The 20,295-nt window shown below is 50.7% G+C and carries 15 protein-coding genes; all 15 read left to right on the forward strand.

The window, feature by feature from the left end; translation table 11 throughout:
- Nucleotides 1-121: 121 nt before the first annotated feature.
- The 15 genes from NLX82_RS06785 (at nt 122) to NLX82_RS06855 (ending at nt 20,271) form a co-directional block, all read left to right on the forward strand.
- A complete protein-coding gene (locus NLX82_RS06785; RefSeq protein WP_254347655.1) occupies nt 122-1,231 on the forward strand; it encodes a M24 family metallopeptidase in 1,110 nt (369 codons plus the stop codon).
- Nucleotides 1,232-1,300: 69 nt separating this feature from the next.
- A complete protein-coding gene (locus NLX82_RS06790) occupies nt 1,301-2,824 on the forward strand; it encodes an Ig domain-containing protein (protein ID WP_068938456.1) in 1,524 nt (507 codons plus the stop codon).
- A 46-nt stretch (nt 2,825-2,870) separates the two neighbouring features.
- Complete coding sequence (locus tag NLX82_RS06795; RefSeq protein ID WP_254347656.1) at nt 2,871-4,079, forward strand: NAD(P)/FAD-dependent oxidoreductase; 1,209 nt, start codon at nt 2,871-2,873, stop codon at nt 4,077-4,079.
- The gene (locus tag NLX82_RS06800) at nt 4,076-5,077 is read left to right on the forward strand and encodes a proline racemase family protein (RefSeq protein ID WP_076295057.1); all 1,002 of its coding nucleotides are present in this window, start codon (nt 4,076-4,078) and stop codon (nt 5,075-5,077) included. The genes NLX82_RS06795 and NLX82_RS06800 overlap by 4 nt, the downstream gene beginning before the upstream one ends.
- Before the next feature lie 63 nt (nt 5,078-5,140).
- Nucleotides 5,141-6,028 carry a dihydrodipicolinate synthase family protein gene (locus NLX82_RS06805; protein ID WP_028543234.1) on the forward strand — a complete coding sequence of 296 codons (888 nt, stop codon included), beginning with the start codon at nt 5,141-5,143 and terminating at the stop codon, nt 6,026-6,028.
- 15 nt (nt 6,029-6,043) lie between these two features.
- Complete coding sequence (locus tag NLX82_RS06810) at nt 6,044-7,480, forward strand: aldehyde dehydrogenase family protein (protein WP_254347657.1); 1,437 nt, start codon at nt 6,044-6,046, stop codon at nt 7,478-7,480.
- Entirely contained in the window at nt 7,473-7,787 is a 315-nt protein-coding gene (locus NLX82_RS06815; RefSeq protein WP_068938458.1) for a (2Fe-2S)-binding protein, read from the forward strand. Before NLX82_RS06810 ends, NLX82_RS06815 begins: the two co-directional genes overlap by 8 nt.
- Nucleotides 7,784-8,119 (forward strand): (2Fe-2S)-binding protein, encoded by a 336-nt coding sequence (locus NLX82_RS06820; RefSeq protein WP_028543232.1) that lies wholly within the window; start codon nt 7,784-7,786, stop codon nt 8,117-8,119. Before NLX82_RS06815 ends, NLX82_RS06820 begins: the two co-directional genes overlap by 4 nt.
- A complete protein-coding gene (locus tag NLX82_RS06825; RefSeq protein WP_254347658.1) occupies nt 8,116-9,339 on the forward strand; it encodes an NAD(P)/FAD-dependent oxidoreductase in 1,224 nt (407 codons plus the stop codon). Before NLX82_RS06820 ends, NLX82_RS06825 begins: the two co-directional genes overlap by 4 nt.
- 86 nt (nt 9,340-9,425) lie before the next feature.
- The gene (locus NLX82_RS06830; RefSeq protein ID WP_254348184.1) at nt 9,426-11,726 is read left to right on the forward strand and encodes a glycoside hydrolase family 127 protein; all 2,301 of its coding nucleotides are present in this window, start codon (nt 9,426-9,428) and stop codon (nt 11,724-11,726) included.
- Between the two features lie 437 nt (nt 11,727-12,163).
- Nucleotides 12,164-13,114 carry a copper amine oxidase N-terminal domain-containing protein gene (locus tag NLX82_RS06835; protein WP_254347659.1) on the forward strand — a complete coding sequence of 317 codons (951 nt, stop codon included), beginning with the start codon at nt 12,164-12,166 and terminating at the stop codon, nt 13,112-13,114.
- A 4-nt stretch (nt 13,115-13,118) separates the two neighbouring features.
- Nucleotides 13,119-16,415, forward strand: a complete 3,297-nt coding sequence (locus tag NLX82_RS06840; protein ID WP_254347660.1) for a DUF5704 domain-containing protein — start codon at nt 13,119-13,121, stop codon at nt 16,413-16,415.
- Between the two features lie 194 nt (nt 16,416-16,609).
- Nucleotides 16,610-17,497 (forward strand): LysR family transcriptional regulator, encoded by an 888-nt coding sequence (locus NLX82_RS06845; protein WP_254347661.1) that lies wholly within the window; start codon nt 16,610-16,612, stop codon nt 17,495-17,497.
- 195 nt (nt 17,498-17,692) lie between these two features.
- Nucleotides 17,693-18,913: a M20 family metallopeptidase gene (locus NLX82_RS06850; protein ID WP_254347662.1), complete on the forward strand. Its 1,221-nt coding sequence runs from the start codon at nt 17,693-17,695 to the stop codon at nt 18,911-18,913.
- Nucleotides 18,910-20,271: a YfcC family protein gene (locus NLX82_RS06855; RefSeq protein WP_254347663.1), complete on the forward strand. Its 1,362-nt coding sequence runs from the start codon at nt 18,910-18,912 to the stop codon at nt 20,269-20,271. The genes NLX82_RS06850 and NLX82_RS06855 overlap by 4 nt, the downstream gene beginning before the upstream one ends.
- The last annotated feature ends 24 nt before the right edge of the window (nt 20,272-20,295 follow it).

Here is a 20,295-nt window from a genome sequence, read left to right on the forward strand (position 1 = left end):
TTGGGTGCAGGACTTACGGGAAAGCGGCAGCGAGAAGAGCATACATGTGTTCAAAAGCAAGTGGAGAGTATGTTCTAAGGCATATGCCCTGAAAAGAGATGTGGAATAAGGAGGCGTACGAGTGAAAGAGGAAGAGAGTCAAAAGACAAAACCGTTACAGGGTGTTCCAGGCAGACTGGCCCGGTTACGCTCGGAATTCCCGGCTCTAGGGATAGATGCACTGCTTATTACACATGGGACTAATCGAAGATATATGACCGGATTTACAGGCTCCGCTGGAATTGCACTTGTTACGCAGGAAGAGGCTTTTTTAGTGACGGATTTCCGCTATATGATGCAGGCAACAGATCAGGCAGTGGAATATTCAGTGATTCGGCATGAGGCGCAAATCTTCCAAACCGTGGCCGATCTCACAAGTAAATTGGGTGTCCACAGACTGGGTTTGGAGAGCAGGCATGTCTCACTTCAACAGTCGGGACAGCTTCAAGCCGTGCTGGGCTCGTTGGAGTACGTACAAACGGAGGATGTCATTGAACGGCTGCGCGATGTGAAAGACGAAGAAGAGATTCACACCATTAGCGAAGCTGCTCGTATTACCGATGCCGCCTTCACGGAGGTGCTGAATTATATTCAGCCTGGAGTTACAGAGCGTCGGATTGCGGCGGAACTGGAATATCAGCTTCGGCTCGCAGGCGCGGAATCGGGTGGTTTTGCGTTCATTGTCGCTTCAGGTGAGCGTTCGGCGCTGCCGCACGGACTGGCCAGTGACAAGGAAATTGGTCAGAACGAGTTCGTCACAATGGATTTTGGCGCAAATGTGCGTGGTTATCTATCCGATATCACGCGTACCGTATTCGTAGGCCAGCCCTCAGAACGACATGAGAAATTGTATGCCATTGTGCTGGAAGCAAATATGAAGACGATTGCAGGACTTCGTCCCGGCATAAGCGGTCGGGAGGGAGACAGTCTGGGGCGGGATGTGATTGCTTCTTACGGCTATGGGGAGCAGTTCGGTCACGGGCTGGGCCACGGTTTTGGTCTGGAAATTCACGAGCAGGTACGGCTGTCCCGCGAAAGTAAGTCGGTGCTCGTACCGGGTCACGTCATTACCGTGGAACCGGGAATTTATATCCCAGGCTTCGGCGGGGTTCGCATTGAGGACGATGTGCTGATCACAGATGACGGTGTCAAGGTACTGACCTCTTCGCCTAAGGAACTGCTTTTATTATAAAACGCAGTGGCGTTATAGGTAACTGTCCATAGTTTGCAAGTCATTCAAAAATGAGATGGAGGGGATCAAATGAACACGCATAAAAGGCACACCAAAATATGGCTGACTGCACTGGCGGCTTCTCTCATTGTGGCTTTGACACCAGCTATTCCGGGTCAACAGGCTTATGCCGAGGCAGAGTCGGATGTAAAAGTCATCGACATCTTTAGTCGGACGGTGAACGATTATGGTATAGATCTGGTTGATTGGCAAGGATATCTGGCGAACCCGTATGTGAAGCTAAAAGTGAAGCCGCCAGCGGATGCCGCTTTTCCGTTAACGGTTACGTTAAATGCGCAGGGCACGTCCCGGCTGATGATGGATCTGCCAAGTACGTTGTCGGCGCAAGGTGCAAGCAAAACGCTGACTTTTGCCAATGCACAGGAGGAAAAAGATTTTCGGTTAGCCATCCATCCTGACCGGATTGGAGGAAACGGTGAAATAGAGAACTATACGCTGTCTATGTCCGTTGCCGGAAATGATGGTCACACGACTACTCAGTCCATTCCGATTCGCGTGTTGGATCAGGACGATAATGAAGAGCCCACAGTCCCTCTCCATTTTGATTACCGCTTCGATACGATCAAGCCTTATTTCAATGATGCGGCTACCAAAAAAGCCGCAGAGCTGGCGGTAAAGGACTGGTTCTATTTCTTTGATCTGGCTCCTTTCGATGAGGTTCCTGCCAACGCTGAGGTAAACCATCTGCCAGGAGACGACTGGCAAAATGAAATACAGGTGACAAATGATAAGCCCTACAAAGGCATGTGGGTGTTTATGAGAGGGCTGAACGGACCCTATTCTACGGGCTTTCCAGCCACGAACGGCAATTATCATACACGTAACGGTGTGACCGTCCCGGGGAACCTGAACCGTTCCTATAGTTTGATTCTGGATTTCTATGATGATGCGATTCCATTTACATCCGTGGACGATGAAGAATGGTATCAATCCGATCTGTCCAAAGTGACGGATGTGCATGGGCTGATCATGCATGAATTCGGTCATGCGATTGTATTCAGCGACACATTCCCGGGTGTCAAAGCGCTGAAGGAAGCGGCGGGCAATGACCCGGATATTATGGCTTATCAGCACAGACCAGCCGCGCTGGACGACAGCTATCATCTCTCCGGAGAGCTTGCAGAAGTCGACCGATTGAGCGGTCAAAATGGAGGCTGGCGCCATCTGTTTCCGACCCGGCGTTGGATGAACACGAAGCTTTCGCTGCTGGTAGCAGAAAAAGCAGGCTGGCCGCTGCGTAAGGACCTGACTCCTTTCCTCGCGCCAGAAATCATGACGAAGGAATTGCCTGCACCCGTCAAAGGTAAAACGTACACGGCCAAGCTGGAGGCCAAGGGAGGCGTTCCGTTTTACGATTGGACGGTGACAGGCGGTCAACTGCCCGCAGGGTTCACACTGGACCGCTTTACAGGAACGATTAGCGGAACAGCAGGCAGCGGAGCAGGCAACAAGACGTATACGTTCACCGTACAGTTACGGGATTATGATGAGCTGAGCAAGCCTGTGAAACAAAGCTTTACGCTCAAGCTGTAAATAATACCTCACAAACAGATTAAAACGGTCGAAGGGAGGGAAGCGAATGAAACATGATGCCGCGGATCTGGTCATTGTAGGCGGCGGAATCATCGGTACAGCCATCGCTTATTATGCGGCTAAGTCCGGTATGAAGGTCGTGCTGGCTGAGCGAGGGGAGATTGCAGGAGGCACTTCGTCCCGTTGTGATGGAAATATATTGGCAATCGATAAAGAGCCCGGGTTTGACAGTCGAATGTCGTTGGTATCGCAGGAGCTGGTGGCAGAGCTGGCTAGGGAACTGGAGGATGAGTTCGAGTATCGTGCGCCTGGCAGTATTCTGGTCTGTGAAAACGATCAGGAGATGCAAGCGGCTGAGCAATGGGTAACCCGTCAAGAGCAGGAAGGACTTCCATTTCGCATGCTGGATCAGCAGGATTTGCGAGAGGAATGGCCGCATTTAGCGAAAGATTTGCCGGGCGGGCTGGAGTGTGCGACAGATTCCACTGTAAATCCGGTGTTGATGACGTATGCACTGGCCGAGGCCGCGCGTCGGATGGGGGCCAAGTTATTACCGCGCATGCCGATACAGTCCATCCTTCAGGACGAAAGGGGGAACGTCCGCGGGGTGGAGACGCCTAATGGCGCTATCCATGCCGGTGCAGTGGTATTGGCGACAGGTGTGTGGACACGCAGCATCGGTCATTCACTCGGTTTGGACCTTCCGATCATGCCGCGCAAAGGGCATATACTGGTGTCTGCCCGAATGCCTTCCATTGGGAACCGCAAGGTAATGGAGTTTGGCTATCTGATGAGCAAGTTTGGCGGTCAGCGGAGTGTGGATGAGCTTTATGAAAAATACGGTGTAGCGCTGGTGTTCGAGCCAACCGCATCCCAAAATATTCTGATCGGCAGCAGCCGTCAGTTTGTCGGTATGGACACAGGTGTCGATCAGCAAGTGATTCGCTTAATCGCCCGCAGAGCCATTCGCTTTTTCCCTGCTTTAGCCAATATACCGCTGATGCGGGCGTATACCGGCTTGCGTCCATGGACACCTGATCATTTGCCAATTGTATCGGCAGTGGACGAAGTACCGGGGCTGTATATCGCTTCTGGTCATGAGGGGGATGGCATTAGTCTTGCGGCGGTTACGGGTAAGCTGGTGACCGAAATGGTACGCAGTGAATCCACTTGTATTCCGGTGGAGCCGCTGCGATATGACCGATTTGGGGAGGCTTTTACCAGCCACGAGGTTCACGGGGAGGTAACCGGATGAGTGTACCGGGCAGAATTACTACCATTGATACCCATACGGGAGGCAATCCGACGCGGACGGTCATTCACGGCGCGCCTAAGCTGGTAGGTCATACGATGCTGGAAAAAATGACTTATATGGCAGCACATCATGATGATTTTCGCCGTTTGCTGATGTTCGAGCCGCGAGGGCATGAGGTGATGTCGGGCTGCATTTTAACAGAACCTTGTCATCCAGATGCAGATATCGGTGTGGTTTTTATAGAGACTGGCGGCTATTTACCGATGTGCGGTCACGATACGATTGGAGTATGTACAGCGCTGATGGAAGGCGGGCTGATTGCTGCGGATAAAAAATCAATATTGCTGGACACTCCGGCAGGCCCGGTTCATGTGCGGCTGAAGGTGGATGCGGGCAAGGTGCGACAAGTAACGTTCACGAACATCCCTTCTTTTGTGTACCGCCGTGAGGTTGAGGTCCAGGTAGAGGATATCGGTCAAGTCACGCTGGATATTGCGTATGGAGGCAACTTTTACGGCATTGTAGAGGCGGCTTCCATCGGTCTTGCACTGGAGCAGAGCAATGGGGCAAAAATTGTACGAACAGCAGTGCAGATTCGGGAGGCAGTGAATGCTGTTGTTGAGGTAGTACATCCTGAAAATCCGGTTATTCAAGGATTGACGCATATTGAATTTTACGGGGAGCCTGTGGCTCCACAGGCCGATTGCCGCAATGTCGTCGTCATCCCACCGGGAGGTATCGATCGTTCTCCTTGTGGCACAGGAACCTCGGCCAAGGTAGCGGTGCTGCACGCCAAGGGAAAACTGGGCTTAAATGAGCCGTTTGTACATGAAAGCATCACAGGTTCCATGTTTCGGGCTGAAATCGTGGGCGAGACGCAGATAGGTCCTTATCCGGCAGTCATTCCACAAATTACAGGTTCGGCTTGGGTGACGGGACATCATCAATTTGTGTTGGACCCCGAGGACCCGCTTAAAGAAGGTTTTTTGCTGATGTGAGCATTTTGCATCATTCCCGAATGCTGAATATGAAAATAAAGATGGGAAAGGGTTGGTAAGCATATGGCACGTTTTGAAGGTGTATATGTGGCCTTGGTTACACCGTTCACGGCAGAGCTGGAGGTAGACCATAAGCGTCTGACCGAGCTGTGCGAGCATCTGATTGCAAGCGGCATTAGCGGACTGGTTCCTACGGGATCGCTGGGGGAATATGCGGCTTTGTCCCCGGAGGAACGGTCGCAGGTTGTGCATACCGTAATTGACGCTGCGGCAGGGCGTGTCCCGGTTGTTGTCGGCTCGGCGGCTCCGTCCACCAAACAGGCGGTGCATTGGATTCAGCATGCGAAGGATGCCGGGGCAGCGGGTGTCATGGCACTGCCGCCCATTAATTATAATCCACTGCCTCACGAGGTAACGGCCCATTATGAAGCATTATCGGAGGTGGGCTTGCCGATCATTGCGTATAACAACCCCCATGATTACAAGGTTGACTTGACTCCAGATATTCTTGCGGACTTGTCGCGAATTGAAAATATCGTAGCAGTCAAGGAATTTTCGGGTGATGTACGGCGTATTCACGCTATTTTGGATCAGACAGAGCTGGAGGTCATGGTCGGAGTAGATAATCTGGCGATGGAGGGGGCATTATTCGGCGCGACAGGCTGGATTTCGGGGGTACCTAATGCGCTGCCCAAGGAAGGGGTAGAGCTGTTCCGACTTGCGCAGGCGGGAAACATGGCGGAAGCGTCCGCGTTGTATCGCAGGCTGCTGCCGCTGTTCCACTATGATGCCAGCCCGCAATTGGTACAGTCCATCAAATATATGATGGAGCTGGCTGGATTTCCGGTCGGTCCGACACGTCCGCCCAGACTTGCGCTGCCGCAGGCGGATTATGACCGTATTCGCGAAGCATTTGAGGTGGCGGTTCGTCCAAGCGAAGTTTCATCCTGAATGGAGGTGAAGACGATGGAGAGCCGAAATTGGATCGGCGGTGAGTGGCTGAACCCTTCAGGCGAGGAAATGGTGGTTCACAATCCTTCGTCCTTGAAGGAGGAGGTCGGAGTCGTCCATTTTTCAGAAACGGGCGATATTACACAGGCCGGGGATGCGGCACGGCTGGCTCAGGCGGGTTGGGCCGCGTTAAGTCCCGCAGCACGGGGAGTTTATCTGTTCAAAGCAGCCGGGTTACTAGAGGCAGCATTACCTGAATTGGCTGAGCTGGCCAGCCGTGAGATGGGCAAGCCGATTACCGAGATGCGCGGAGAGGTCATGCGAGGTGTCCATCTGCTCCGATACTACGCGGCAGAGGGCGTACGATCCATCGGTACAGTCATTCCTTCGAATGAGCCGGGGGTGCTCCAATACACGAAGCGCATTCCGCTGGGTGTAACGGCAGTCATTACGCCGTGGAATTTTCCGGTAGCTATTCCGCTATGGAAAATCGCCCCTGCACTCTTGTGCGGAAACACGGTCATCTGGAAGCCTGCCGAACATGCTTCATTAACTGCAGTGCGGGTCGCCGAGCTATTCGAGGCGGTGCAGCTTCCGCCCGGCGTACTGAACTTAGTCATTGGGCAAGGTAACCGTATTGGCGATGCCTTACTGGAGCATCCGGTACTGGATGCGGTCAGCTTCACGGGTTCTACTGCTACAGGTTTGGGCATTGCCGAGCGATGCGCGCGCCGTAACATGAAGTACCAGACCGAGATGGGCGGTAAAAATGCCGCCATTGTGCTGAAGGACGCGGATGTAGCACAGGCGGTGGCGATGATTGTTAGCGGAGCTTTCCGTTCAGCCGGGCAAAAATGCACGGCCACCAGCCGGGTGATTGTGGAACAGTCTGTCTATGAGACGTTCACGGAAGCCTTACGCCAAGCGGTGGAAAAAATCCAGATCGCCCCTGCACTGGACCCCAGTGCGTATCTTGGACCTGTGGCATCGGCAAGTCAGTATGAGAAGGTCATGTCCTATGTATCACTCGCCCGCCGGGAAGCCGATATTTTAGCCGAAGGTGGAGCCGCCGCCGGGACGGATAACGGATATTATGTGCGTCCGATGGTGGCGACTGGACTTGATTCGTCCCATCCATTGATTCAGGAGGAGATTTTTGGACCCGTGATGGGTGTCGTGCAGGCAGACGACTTTGAGGATGCGATTCGACTGTGCAATGATTCTATTTATGGATTAAGCGCCTCGCTGTTCACCCGCGATTTACGGCTGGCTCACCGGTTTCTGGATGAGGCGAACGCCGGTATGGTCCGGGTTAATCAGGAGACGGCTGGTGTCGAATACCAGGCTCCGTTCGGCGGTCTGAAGCAATCCAGTTCACATACCCGGGAACAGGGCCAGGCGGCGCTGGATTTTTATTCAGCGATTAAAACCTGCGCGATCAGCTATGAGTAAGCGGGCGACGGGACGAAGTGAGACGGTTGAGAGCGCATCAGGTCATCTGCTCGTATGTCGCTGTGAAGAAGTGAGTATCGCACAGATGGAGCAGGCCTGCCGCATGGGCGTGGACACCGTGCGCCAGCTTAAAATGGCTACGCGGGTGACGATGGGGGCATGTCAGGGCAGGGTATGCCGACAATTGGTGGAGTCATGGTTTTACAATCAGGTTCCTGCCGCCCGCCGGGAGGCGGAGCTGTTATCCCAAAGGCCTCCCGTGCGTCCCGTAACGTTCGGGCAGCTGGCAGAGGGAGGTTCCTTATGAGCCGCATGCGTATTGTAAATCACCCTATTTTGGGACCAAAGCCGGAACGGCGGCAGGTATCTTTTATTTTTGACGGTCGTCCTATGCAGGGATTGGCCGGAGAGCCATTGGCAGCAACGCTGCTGGCCAGCGGTGTCCGTTTGCTGAGAAGGCATGAGGAATCCGGTACGGCTAGAGGTGTATACTGCGCCATTGGGCATTGTAACGAATGCCGCCTGACGGTTCATCCGTTCGGTACCGTCCGTTCCTGCCTGACCAAGCTGGAGGAAGGTATGGTGGTGGAAACCGGACGGCAACTTTCGAATGAAATCACAGGGAGAATTGTGACATGAATGAAATGGCGCATCTCATCGTCATTGGGGCAGGTCCCGCTGGATTGTCCGCAGCGGTATCGGCTGCTGAGCAAGGATTGCCAGTCACGGTACTGGATGAGTTTACAGAGCCGGGTGGACGTATGCCCGGGCAATATCATGAGGAAGGCAGTCAAGGCTGGTGGGTTGGAAAACACGTTTCGGATGAGCTGATTACCCGTTGCAGGGAACTTGGGGTGGACATTCGCTGCGGCGTTTCCGTACATGGTATGGAATATACAACGACGTGGGAAATTTCCACTTCCTGTGGATTGTTCACTGCGGATTACGTATTGCTGGCGACTGGAGCTGCTGAAATTCCCGTTCCGCTGGATGGCTGGACGCTGCCCGGCGTGATGTCCATCGGGGCCGCGCAGGTGATGACCAACGTTCATTACGTTAAGCCAGGAGAGCGAGGCATCATAGTGGGCATGAACGTATTGTCTATGGCGATTGCCCGCGAGCTGTCTGTCGCCGGGGTGAAGGTGGCGGCGATTACACTGCCGTGCGCTAATCCGCTGGCTGGTGCGGCGGCAGATCCGACAGCCTCCGCGAAGCTGCTGCTTCAGCTGTCGGGGCTGGCCCCTGCCGCCTGGATGCGTGCAGGCGGCAGGCTCGCAGCTGCGATGCGGATGGAGAAACTCATCGCGTGCTGCTATCCCCACAGAGGCTTCCGTCTGTGGGATATCCCGATCCGGTTGCGGACAGCAGTGCTGTCCGTCAACGGGCAGGACCGGGTCGAATCTGTGACCCTGATCCACGTTAAACCGGACGGCTCGCCTATTCCCGGCAGCGAGCGCGTCGAACCCGCCGACTTCGTGGCGTTGAGCGGCGGCTTGTACCCGCTCGCTGAGCTGGCGGCGGTAGCCGGGTGCAAGTTCGTGTACAGCCCTGAGCTAGGCGGGCATGTTCCACTGCATGGTGAGCGAATGGAAACCTCGCTCAAAGGGCTGTACGTTGCCGGCAATATTACCGGCATCGAAAGCGGGCTGGTCGCGATGGCCCAAGGTCGATTAGCCGCCGCTTCCATGCTCCATGCCGCTGGACTCGGCGGAGCAGGCGGGGAACAGCGGGTACAGGAGGCGATCCGTGAGGTCCATTTTGCACGCAAGCATGCGCTGATTCAGTTTCATCCCGGCATTACAGAGGCGAGAACGCAGCTGTACCAGCAGTGGGGGCAAACCTCTGGCAGCGGCGCGTAACGGCTCATTGTGTTTGATATGCATTTTTTTATCCCAAATTCGCCTTAAAGGAGGAACGGAAAGTGACTCTTAAAGCAAAAGCCCATATGAAAGCAAGGCCGTTCGCACTGAATGAGGTGGTATTGGCTGAAGGTCCCTTCAAACAGGCGATGGAGCTGAACCGATCTTATCTGTTGGAGCTTCAACCAGACCGCCTGCTGGCGCGTTTTCGGGAATATGCCGGACTTACGCCCAAAGCGCCTCAGTATGAAGGCTGGGAAGCGATGACTATTTCCGGTCATACACTGGGACATTACTTGTCCGCTTGCTCCATGATGTATGCTTCAACGGGCGATGAGCGTTTTAAAGAAATTGCTCATTACATTACGGATGAACTAGCCGTTTGTCAGGCGGCGCATGGTGACGGATATGTATCCGGTATTCCAGGGGGGAAGGAACTTTTTGAAGAGGTGTCTGCTGGAAATATTCGCTCGAAGGGCTTTGACCTGAACGGTGCCTGGGCACCCTTGTATACACTGCACAAGTTATTCGCTGGCCTGCGGGATGCGCATCATTTGACAGGGTGTGATAAGGCATTAGATGTAGAGCGCAAGCTGGCGGACTGGCTCGAAGGAATTATGAAGCCGATGAGCGATGAGCAGCTCCAGCAGATGATGTTTTGCGAATATGGAGGCATGAATGAGGTATTGGCCGATTTGTATGCGGATACCGGGGAAGAGCGCTACTTGTGGCTGGCTGAATGCTTCTGGCACAAGCTGGTGCTGGACCCGCTTAGCTCGCAGGAAGACTGTTTGCAGGGCATTCACGCCAATACACAGATTCCGAAGCTGATCGGGCTTGCCAAGGAATATGAGCTGACCAATGATACGAAACGCCGGGCAACGGTGGAGTTTTTTTGGGGGCGGGTGGTGGATCATCATTCGTATGTCATTGGCGGGAATAGCTTTGGAGAATATTTTGGCGCGCCAGATGGCTTGAATGATCGCATCGGGCCTCATACGACGGAGACGTGCAATACCTATAACATGCTTAAGCTGACCAATCATCTGTTTCAATGGAATGTTTCCGCCAAGGAAGCGGACTTTTATGAGCGAGGTCTATTCAATCATATTTTGGCTTCGCAGGACCCGGTTCACGGGGGCGTAACGTATTTTCTGTCGCTGGCGATGGGTGGGCACAAGCATTTTGAAAGCAAATTTGATGATTTCACGTGCTGTGTCGGCACAGGGATGGAAAACCATGCGAGCTACGGCAGCGGCATTTATTTTCACGATCACGATAAGCTGTATGTCAATCAGTTCATTGCCTCCACGCTGGAATGGAAGGACACAGGTGTTACGTTAAATCAAAATACTTCCTATCCAGAGACAGATCATACGACGCTGGAGATTCAATGCGATCAACCTGCCTCATTTATGCTGCTCATCCGTTATCCATATTGGGCTGAAAAAGGAATTACCATTCGTGTAAATGGCAAGGAGCAATCGGTTGTATCGGAACCGGGCAGCTTTGTCTCCATCGCCAGAACGTGGATTGACGGTGACGTTGTAGAGGTGACGATTCCGATGTCGCTGAGACTGGAGCAGATGCCAGATAACCCGGATCGGGCGGCTATCATGTATGGACCGTTGGTGCTGGCAGGCGACCTTGGACCCTTAGAAGATCCTAAAGCCAAGGATTTCCTGTACACACCAGTATTCATCCCCCAAACGGAAAAGCTGGATGCCTGGATTCAGCCCGTGGAGGGCAAGACCAATACGTTTCGTACCTTGAATGCAGGGCATCCCCGGGATGTGGAATTATCTCCTCTGTATAAAATGCATGACCGTACGTATTCCGTATACTGGGACATTTTTACCAAGGAAGCGTGGCAGGAGGCGGAACAGGAATACACAGCGGCACGCGAAAAGCTGGCGATTCTGGAGCAGTGCACGATTGATTTTGCCCAACCCGGAGAAATGCAGCCGGAGCGAGACCATAACTTCCAGGGAGATGCTTCGACTCGTACCGGATATGTGAATAACCGACCTTACCGGAATGCGGGAATTGACGGCTGGTTTTCTTTTGATCTGAATACAGATCCGTCTGCTCCAATGCTGTTGGTCATTACCTACACAGCTACGCTGGAAATGCCTAACTGCGGTTTTGATATTTTGATTAACGGTCATCCGCTTGAGCATTTTAGTGAAGGTTTTGATGAGGCCGATAAGTTTTACAACGTTAATGCTGCTATTCCGGCTGCATATCTGGAGGGTAAGGATCAAGCGACGGTGACCTTCAAGGCCAAGCCGGGACAGCGTATCCGCAGATTGTTTGGGCTGAGGATGGTCAACAAGGACGTGTATGAGCAACGCTATCAAGCTGGAAGTTCAGGTATACATGAATGATCTTTGAAATGTTTCGTGAGAGAAAAGTAACGTTTGATTTTTAGTCCGGTATGATTTATGATGTAAGAAATATTGGATGATGCTGGAATAATCCATATGGTGGTATGAGCTGATATATTCATAGTTTTGTTGCGCGTGAAGCACACGGGCTGTTTCTTCCTTCATAGGGAGAGGCAGCCCTTTCTTGTTGATATTTTGCGGAAATATAAACTTTTTTAAAGAGTCAGTTCTATGATTTAGGGGGAGGGATTGCTCAATAGAGTCTATTTGTTAGGAATGCTTTGTATTAGAAGTTTTTCTTATAGATTTTGTAATAGGGAAACTCTATAATATATAAGTTGTATCCAGTATTTTCCGAAAGTGGGGATGCGATAAGTTTATGAGATTAGAGATGATATACATAGTTTAAAGTTTAAGCTGACAAAGGGGATAGAGAGATGAGTATGAAAAAATGGATGTTGAGTTTGACCGCAGTCACGTTGCTATGGGGCGCGACAAGTACGATTCCAACGACGGAGGCAGCAAGCAGCACCAAACCGATTGAAGTCTTGTTAAACGCGAAAAAAATACAGTTTCCAGATGCTAAACCTTTTCAGGATAGCAACGATTATGTGATGGTTCCGATTCGTTTTGTATCCGAGGCATTGGGGGCTAAGGTTGGCTGGGAGAAAACAGGCGGTCAATTGGCTGTGTCGATTAAAAATGATGCACATGCTGTTAACATGACAGTGGGTCAAAACACCGCTACCGTGGATGGGCAGACCAAAACGTATGAAACGAAGATTATTTTGAAGCAAAACCGTACTTTTGTGCCGCTGCGGTTGGTAAGTGAAGGCCTGGGGCAAACGGTGGAGTGGGATAAGGTCAGCCGCTGGGTCTGGATTGGGAAGAAGGAAATTGCTGCGCTGGAGGATACAGGGCATAAGGCGGTGAGTATTGAGCCGTATAAGAAGGCCATTAGTACAATTCCCAACCTCATGAAGAACGTTGTTGATGGTACGACATACGAGAAAGTGGTTATTTTCAAACAATCTGATCTGCCTACTAAGTTACTACGAGAAATTTATTCTGTTGAGCCTTATACGACACCTAAAGGTGTTCCTTACCTACGGGTGAGAGAAAAAACAAGTTCGAGTACAGCGGCCAGTATTTTTTACCTGACCAAGAACAAGGATGCACGCCTCCGTCCTCCACTGGATGAGTTGACGCAGGACAATGGTGATGGTACAAAAATGATTTATTACCCGATCTATTCGTCTGCTGATGAGCTTTTCCAGGGAATTAGAAATTATAAGTCTTTCAAGCTGGCAGACATTCAGTACATTGGATTTCGCTTGCAAGGCGATGGTTATATTCCAATGATGGTCAACCCGTGGAAGGGTAATTAAGCACATGAAGAACACCAAACGAATTCTGGCCGTATTGCTGGTGGGGGTACTGCTTTTGTTGCAGCTCTCACCTTTTTCTTTTCCCACCGATAAGGTGGCAGCCGATTCAGAAGAAATCACACCGCTGTCCTACTATCCAGACAAGAATGCCCGCTATTTTGTTGGGATGATGTACTTCGATATGTGGATGAACACCGCTGGTAAATGGGTAACCGACGGTGGAAAAGAGCCAGGAAAAGGGATGCACGGTGAGGCGAAGTTCACGTACAAATTTAATTTTCCTGGTCGTAAGATTAAGAGCGTTGAAGCAAAGTTGTATAATCCAGCAGCGGAGGTCAACAAAAATAATCCTGATTATAAAAAGTATTTTTCAAAATCTCGGTTTGATGATTACATTGAGTATGTAGATTATGTAAGTGATGGTACGAAGGAAGACGACATTCTTCCCTATCAAATAAAGGGGGTTGGAACGGATACAACCATTATTCCAATCACCGTAAATATAAAACTGGATGCGATAACTCAACCTAAAAACATCAAGGAAGAGAGCTGCCCGAACTGTGCCAAAGAAGTTGAAGCGTACCGCATCTACCAACCCATCCTGTTTAAGATCGAACTGGAGAGCAGTCTAATCGTCAAGCATTTTACAACTGATGGAAAATCACTTAACAACGTATTTACACCAATAGAAGATGAACTAAAAGCTGATCAACCGTATGATTTTACCCCGCCAACCAACCCGAAATATGAGTATGTGGGTTATAAGAAAAGCACGACTGGTAAACCGCCAAGCGGAGATATTTTGCCGGGAATTGTACCCGGATTTACTTATGACGGTTCTTTTGAGCAGTTTACCGCTTATTTGTATTACAAAGAAGCTCAGGGCTGTCCTAAGCCTGGAGAAAGCCAAGAGGGAGCACCCTCAGATTGCCAAGATAATGAACAGCCAACAAAAGGTGTTGTCTGCTCCCGCCCCGTTCCAGGTCTGCGCTTGGAAACTGCCGAACTGGACCCGACAGTATCTGCCGTTATCAAAGCGGACCAGCGTGGTCGGGAACGATTTGACGTATCCAAAGGTATTCCTACATCTGAAAGCCTATACGGTCATGTGCAAGCGAAGAGATACCTTTTTCAACATAAGTTTGTGAACATGACAGGCCAGTGTACATATACAGTGAACGTAAAACGGGAATATCGATTGACCTGGCGGCCTAAGAAAAAATCTCGACGGAGTGAGACCGTGAAGCGAACCTATACTTACCAAATCGTCCGTCCATACTCATATTGGACGATAGATAATTTGGAGGTGTACGGCATTAAGGAGGCTACGCTCCGAAATTATGCGTTACCTAATGAAACAATCACTTTGCGTCCGCAATCTTATACACCCCCTTCCTATATTGCAGCGACTCAGGGCAATTTTTATCCGCCCCCTGCACCCGGGACAGTGGATGGCGGTAGCCGTAGCAAAAACGGTGGCAGCAGCAAGCCGAGTGTACCTGATGACCGTAGTGCACTGAAATCCAAGGCAGAGGGGGCTGTTAAGGAAATCGAAGTGGAAAACGACACTCTAACCTTTGAAAACAAGATCATTATGAATCCAGTGCGTGTTAAGGTGAATGGCCCTAGGCCAGGCGTTATTCCCTCTTCTGGAGCGATTGGGCCGGATGTGCTGTACAGTCCGGATCATGTGATTGATAAGTATAAGATAAATAAGTCCAATACGCCCAGCAGCGGTGACATCACTTACGCCATTCTCAAAGGAAATATCAATGGAGGTGCGGATAAAACGTTTCCGATACAGGGAATTAATACAGTGACTGTCCACACTCCTGTAGTGAATCTGTCTAAAGTGTCGGACGATGCTGCTCATAACCAGAAAACCCAACCTACGAAAGGACGATCCGCGCTTATTTTGGAGCGCCCTTTCCGGGTGACGATCTCGACAGCAGGCCCACATTTAAATATTCCTGGCTATGGTGATCGGGAGTATGCCAAATATGTACGAACCAAGCAGGTACGATTTCCGTTCGATGTCTACGACAAAGGGAAGACACAATTTTATCCGCGGGGTACCTGGATCGACATTCCGGTGCAGCAGCTCGACACAGACTTTTATTTGCCCGTATGGGTGGATGAAGGCAAGTATACAGTTGAGTTCCGTACCATTGCCGAAAATGCACCGGACGGGTTCACCGAACAACGCCATGCCAACACGGATATCGCCCATCATGTTGCCAATGATGTGGTGAATATTGAGGTCATCGGACGGATGTACGATTTTCATATCACGGATATTGCCGATTACCATTGGGAGCGGGTATTTCGACAGCGAAAAGGAAGCCCGACGCATAGTGGCCTGTCCTATTGGACGGGGCTTGGCAATATAGGCGGGTTGCCTAGAGGGAACCCGGAGCCGTTCACCTTGCCCGTTCGTCCCGGCAGTCACCCATATGAAGGTTATGCAAATGTGGCGGTCAAGACAGGCTATCATTTCAAGTTTGACCTCAAAACCAAAGGCAATATGTTTAGCGCCAAGGACGGTATTCGCATCACGCCATCGTTCTATTGGGTGAGCAAAGATGGGCGACAGCGGGAAGAGGTGGATCTGTATACACATTCCGGCAGTCGAAAATTTATCCGTTTGGGATCGGCGGAGGACCGGGAAAAGCGATATGTTATTTTGAATGAACGGCTACGCAATGTGCCGATGGAGGAAATGCAGGACACGTCAGCCTACCAATACAAGCATGAGCTGAGTGAAGCACAGCAAAGCCAGTTGACACTGGAACGTTATGTTTCCCTGTATGCCCACCGTATTGCACGCAGCAAGACCTGGATTGGACGTTACGACTGGCTGGTACTGCCTGCGGCTGTGCGTACCTTGATTGGTCCGAAGACAGACCTGCCAGATGGGGTCAACGTGGATCGCGCTAATGCGTCGATTCAGCGCTGGTATGGTGAATATAGCCTGCCTGCTGATGTATACGCAGTCACCAAAGGCACGGATTTGCGCGAGGTCAGTCGCCGTCAGGAGCTAAACGAGCATACAGATATATTCAAGAAAACGGGCTTTATCGTCGTCAACTTTAATGTGGAGTCACTGCGTCAGGGGGACACCGAGCATCCGCATTTACAGTATATAAATGGTCCGCTATTGAACCAGTGGCAACTGGAGGGTTACCGCCGAGAGATAAAAGACCCGTACGGGCATATCTTTCATTTACAGGACGGGGATGTAGTATTTTATCATGCGGATCAGTCCAGTCGGGACGATTTCAGTTCATTTGTCCCTCACTAGCTTGCAGTAATCAAGACGAATCCTAATCCATAACTAGCGCGAAAAATACGAAAACGGACAATGGAACAATCCACTGTCCGTTTTTTTTATGCCTAAGTTTTTCATACGTTATAATAGACCGATATATCTGGGCTTTTTTTACGGAGAACAAAGGAACGGCTAAACAAAGGAATGATTGAATTGAAGGAGTGATCATGGTGGATGAAAAGGATTGTTTAATGTTGTGCTACATTGCAGAAGAACAGAGCATGAAACGTGCCGCCGAACGTCTATATATTACACAGCCTGCCTTGACCTACCGTCTGAACCAATTGGAAAAGGAGTTCGCTGTACCTCTCATTGTACGCGGGAACAGAGGAACGAAGCTGACCATGGAAGGGGAGCGACTGGTGGAGTATGCCAAACGGAATTTGAGGGAACTGACCGAATTAAAAGAAGCTGTCATTCACCTGAGCGAGGAAGTAAAAGGTACGCTGCGCTTGGGGATTTCAAGCTATTACGGACATTATCGGCTACCGCCGATTCTTAAAAGCTTTAAAGATATTTATCCTGACGTGCAATTTTCAGTCACCTGCGGACTCAGTGCGGAAATCTATGAGATGCTGCGCGGGGATGAAATTCATCTGGGTGTTATCCGCAATGATTACCCTTGGTCTGAGGGAAAGCATCTTCTTCATGAGGAGCATATCTGCGTGATCTCCAAAGAAGCTGTAGAGCTTGAGCAATTGCCGGAGCTTCCAATGATTCGTTATAAGGACCCGGGGAAGCCGCAACTTTCCGGTCATATGTATTCCTCGTTCAACGAATCGGTACAGGCATGGTGGAGTGAGAGAATAGGCCGTGCACCACGAGTTTCTATGGAGGTGGATAGCTACGAAACCTGCAAGGAAATGGTTCGGCACGGACTGGGATATTCAATCGTACCCGAAATATTTATCTCTCCCAAGGATGAACTGTATGCATTTAATTTGATTCGTAAAAATGGAGATCCTGTCCTGCGTAGAACATGGATGTTGTATAAAAATAAATCCAGCCGTCCTATGGCAGTGGAAAGATTTGTAGAATGGATGCTCCAGTCTTGAGGCTGTAAATACATTGAATATACGTAATTAATGGTGAAAAATAGCGTATATCAAGGACAAATATATCATATATAAAATAATTTTAAGGATAAAGCCAAAAAATATTAAATTTACTTCACTGGTCTTCGCTTATACAATGTTGAATATTGGTTGTATAATTATTCGTTATTGCGAATGAAAGGCGGTATTCCATTGATGGATTTAACAACGAACGGACATAATGGCAGAACGTCATCCCATGAAGAGATTTTGAAGGCTGTAGATGCAAAGGATCATGAGTTGCGGGAGCTTGCCCGAACAATACATACCCATCCTGAATTGAGCTTTCATGAATATCAGGCTCAGGGATGGCTCACGAGTACACTGGAGCAAGCTGGTTTTGCTGTGGAAAAGGGGATTGCAGGACTGGAAACCTCCTTCCGCGCCGAATGGGAAGGGAAGCCCGGCGGACCGACAATTGCTTTGCTGGCAGAGTATGACGCACTTCCGGTGATCGGACATGCCTGCGGTCACAATCTGATCTGTACCGCATCGGTCGGAGCAGCCATAGCCCTAAAAGAAGCGATACCGGACCTACCCGGACGTATTGTGGTATTGGGCACACCCGCCGAGGAGGAGGGTGGCGGCAAAATCATGATGTGCGAGCACGGTGTGTTTGACAGTGTGGACGCCGTGATGATGGTGCATCCACAGAACAAAACGATGGTTTTACGCGGGGGACTGGCCTGCGTCGACGCCACCTTCACGTTTCATGGCAAGCAGGCTCATGCCGCATCCTCTCCGGAGAAAGGCATTAGCGCGCTGGATGCTATGATCAATGCCTTTGTGGCGATTAATTCCGTTCGCCAGTTCGTTACCAGCGACGTACGTATCCACGGCATTATTACCAAAGGCGGGGATGCTCCCAATGTCGTGCCGGAGCTGTGCGAGGCTGTGTTTATTTTACGGGCGCAAACCGTCGTCGGTCTGGCTGAGGTGAGGGACAAGGTGTATCGTGCTGTTCGTGCGGCGGCAGAAGGTATGGGCGCGACGGTGGATATTGTCGAGGGGCTTATTTATGCGGAGCGCAATACCAACAAGAAGCTGGCGGCTTTGTTCCAGAGCAAGTTGGAGCAGCTGGGTTTGGAGGTTCACGAGCCGCCTGCGCAGGGAGGGATCGGCTCGTCGGATATCGGCAATGTCAGCCAGATTACTGCAGCGATTCATCCTTATATCCGATTGGGTGACGCGTCCACGCATACGCCAGAATTTGCCCGGCTTGCAGGAGCAGAGGAAGGCATGATTGAAATGAATTATGCCGCCAAAGCGCTGGCGCTGACCGCTTATGATCTGGTAACCGATCCGGTGGCTCTGAGAGAGGTACGGACTGAATTTGAACAATGGCACGCGTTGAGAAACGGGGGAGCATCCGAATGAGTAGCAACACGACCGTACCGAGCGGTCCGAAGAAATGGCTGAAAATGCCGCACACCTTTGTCATTCTTATTTTCCTGACCTTAGTGGCTGGAATATTGACTTATGTCGTTCCCGGTTCGTACGCTCATGTCGATCCGAATCCGGTTACGCTGTGGGACATCCCAAAATCCATCGTATCCGGTCTAGTCGATTCGGCTGATGTTGTCTTTTTCATTCTAATCATTGGCGGTGTCTTTCAGATTATTACTTCCTCGGGCACAATTGAGGCGGTGACCGGAAGAGTTGCGAGGTCTTTTTCCAACAAGGGGTTATGGGTCATTCCCGTGTTTATCACCTTGTTTTCCGTAGGTGGTTTTACCATGGGAATGTCCACTGAGGTGATGGTATTCGTGCCGATTGGTATTGCCATCGCCCGGGCGTTGAAATTTGATGCGTTGACGGGTACAGCCATGATTTCGCTGGGAGCCTCCTGCGGGTTTACCGCCGGGCTGCTGAACCCGTTTAATGTCGGATTGGCACAGGCGATTGCGCAAATTCCTATTTTTTCAGGGCTGTGGCTTCGTGCCATCCTGTTGGTCATCCTGATCGTTATTACGAGCTTATATATTATGCGTTATGCCAGTAAAGTGAAGACAAGCCCGGAAAGCAGCCTCGTTTACGAATTGGAAAAGAGCGCTGAAGACAAGCCGGTGGATCTATCCAATCTGCCTTCCATACAGCTTAAGCATATCCTGATCATTTTGACCGTTATAGTAAGCTTCGCGATGTTAATCTGGGGAGTGTCCAAAAAAGATTGGTGGATGGAGGAACTGGCTGCCCTGTTTCTTTCGATGGGAGTCATTTCCGGCTTTTGTGCAGGCTACGGGCCAAGTCGCATTGCGACAGAGTTTGCCAAAGGGGCCAAAGATATCACCTATGGTGCCCTGATCATTGGTTTTGCACGTTCCATCGTCGTCGTGCTGGATCACGGCAATGTGATTGATTCGATCGTTAACAGCCTTGCTATCATGGTGGGACATCTGCCGGAATCCGTGCAAGTGCTGGGTATGTATGTGTTCCAAAATGTCATGAATGTATTTATTACCTCCGGTTCGGGGATGGCAGCGACGACGATGCCCATTATGGTGCCGCTGTCCGATCTGTTGGGTATTACACGGCAGACCACAGTCCTTGCATTCCAGTTGGGAGATGGATTTTCGAATATGATTTTGCCTACTTCCTCTGCCTTAATGGGGAGTTTGGCGGTGTCGGGTATTCCATATCAGAAATGGGTTCGCTTCTTTTGGCCGTTACTGGCCGCCTGGTTCGTACTGGGTGCAGTATTCGTGGTTGTAGCTCAAATTATTGGGTATCACTAAAATATAAAAGGAAAATTAGATATA

The sequence above is a fragment of the Paenibacillus sp. A3M_27_13 genome (genome assembly GCF_024213315.1).
Lineage (GTDB): Bacteria > Bacillota > Bacilli > Paenibacillales > Paenibacillaceae > Paenibacillus > Paenibacillus polymyxa_B.

Bases quoted from the DNA above. Each gene is read 5' to 3' on its own strand.
- NLX82_RS06795 (WP_254347656.1), top strand. From the start codon at position 2,871: ATGAAACATGATGCCGCGGATCTGGTCATTGTAGGCGGCGGAATCATC.
- NLX82_RS06830 (WP_254348184.1), top strand. From the start codon at position 9,426: ATGAAAGCAAGGCCGTTCGCACTGAATGAGGTGGTATTGGCTGAAGGT.
- NLX82_RS06835 (WP_254347659.1), top strand. From the start codon at position 12,164: ATGAGTATGAAAAAATGGATGTTGAGTTTGACCGCAGTCACGTTGCTA.
- NLX82_RS06825 (WP_254347658.1), top strand. From the start codon at position 8,116: ATGAATGAAATGGCGCATCTCATCGTCATTGGGGCAGGTCCCGCTGGA.
- NLX82_RS06820 (WP_028543232.1), top strand. From the start codon at position 7,784: ATGAGCCGCATGCGTATTGTAAATCACCCTATTTTGGGACCAAAGCCG.
- NLX82_RS06840 (WP_254347660.1), top strand. From the start codon at position 13,119: ATGAAGAACACCAAACGAATTCTGGCCGTATTGCTGGTGGGGGTACTG.
- NLX82_RS06790 (WP_068938456.1), top strand. From the start codon at position 1,301: ATGAACACGCATAAAAGGCACACCAAAATATGGCTGACTGCACTGGCG.
- NLX82_RS06805 (WP_028543234.1), top strand. From the start codon at position 5,141: ATGGCACGTTTTGAAGGTGTATATGTGGCCTTGGTTACACCGTTCACG.
- NLX82_RS06850 (WP_254347662.1), top strand. From the start codon at position 17,693: ATGGATTTAACAACGAACGGACATAATGGCAGAACGTCATCCCATGAA.
- NLX82_RS06855 (WP_254347663.1), top strand. From the start codon at position 18,910: ATGAGTAGCAACACGACCGTACCGAGCGGTCCGAAGAAATGGCTGAAA.
- NLX82_RS06815 (WP_068938458.1), top strand. From the start codon at position 7,473: ATGAGTAAGCGGGCGACGGGACGAAGTGAGACGGTTGAGAGCGCATCA.
- NLX82_RS06845 (WP_254347661.1), top strand. From the start codon at position 16,610: ATGGTGGATGAAAAGGATTGTTTAATGTTGTGCTACATTGCAGAAGAA.
- NLX82_RS06810 (WP_254347657.1), top strand. From the start codon at position 6,044: ATGGAGAGCCGAAATTGGATCGGCGGTGAGTGGCTGAACCCTTCAGGC.
- NLX82_RS06800 (WP_076295057.1), top strand. From the start codon at position 4,076: ATGAGTGTACCGGGCAGAATTACTACCATTGATACCCATACGGGAGGC.